This is a genomic window from Oleiphilus sp. HI0123 (genome assembly GCF_001635315.1).
In genome coordinates, this window is sequence record NZ_LWGE01001484.1 from 1 (window position 1) to 1358 (window position 1358).

1 protein-coding gene is annotated in these 1358 nt (G+C 44.6%); it reads right to left on the reverse strand.

The window, feature by feature from the left end; translation table 11 throughout:
* Positions 1–33: 33 nt before the first annotated feature.
* Positions 34–1358: alginate export family protein (locus A3761_RS19570; protein ID WP_068512929.1), on the reverse strand; the 1325-nt coding region annotated here is incomplete at its 5' end.

Sequence of the window (1358 nt, forward strand, 5' to 3'; positions counted from 1 at the left end):
GTTTTATTTCTTTGAGCAATGATAAACAAAGGCTTAGAAAGACAAGCCAGTTTGCAACCATATGCGACGAGTATCTTCGCCCAAGGCATCTGCATTATAGTCAGCATATTTAGCTGTAAAACTAAGCTCATGAAACTTGAGCTTTACCTCAGCTTGCAGCTCTGTGCCGATTGATGATTCAGCGCCAGGAGCCTTATCAAATTCATAGTCATGATGAGCTAGCCCGATAGAAAAATCATCTGAGCAGCGGTATGAAACACCAAATACTGTATCGATAATTCCACCTGTAACATTCCCCAAGGCTTGATCCACAGCTTGGCCGGTATAACCCTGGTATTCATGCATACTAGCTAAAGGAGTGACAAAGCTAGCACTGCCATCGGCACCAAGTCTTTCACGGGCGATTGTAAAGCCTCCACCCTGATAGCCCGCGACAAGCTGCATTCGACTATAGCTGGCTCTGTAATTAATAGGGTTCTGGCCCTTGTCACCCTGAGTAGCAAACTCAAACAAGTAGGAAATTGAGAAATCTTCCCCTTCGCGGTTTCCTGATGAGTCTGCGATGCCATTGTTGCCGCCAACCATACCCGAAAAATAGATACCAGAGGTTTGCGTTTCCCAGCGTCTGTCGCGCTTATGATCAGAAATAGTTAAGTGGTAAAGCGATAAGTCATTTAACAAGAAGCCATTGTAACTCAGATTAAACAATCGCGCTTTCAAGTCGGCATCAGTATCTTGCGAGTACTTCGCGTAAGGCTGCTCGACCCGATCAAAGTTTACATAGGTAAACTTTGTATAGTTCAGGCTTTGGTTTGTGACACTCAAGCCCGTAAATACTTGTTCGTTTTGATACCAACTATCGCTACCAATCATACGCCCAGCATCAAGCTCAAAAGCCTGTCGACCAAAAGTGAACGATGTATTGGCAATGTCATAATTAAGCCAAACTTCACTTACTCGAGTTTCATCCGGTTCCCCGATTAAAACATCATCGAGCTGCCCGTTTGTACTCGAATTGTAATTTTCATCATTTGGAATCGCCGCTAGATCATCAAACTGGATAAACCCCGAAAAAAGCATATAACGCTGCGTCTGATAGCTTAGGCGCGAGCGGAGTGTCAGCGCTTGAGCACCTTGCTCAGAGGGTTCTGATTGGCGTGCATCTTCGTAGCGAAGGCGAAAGTCTAACTCTGCAGTACCTTCAGAGAGTGCATCTGCTATCGAGCTAGCATCGGCTAATTTCTGGTCATCTACATATTCGTAGGCATATAAAGAAGAGGAAAATGTAGCAGTGCAAATAAGAAAAGCGCGAGCTAGCGAATGACAGTACTTACCTAACACTTTTTGCGAAGACATAT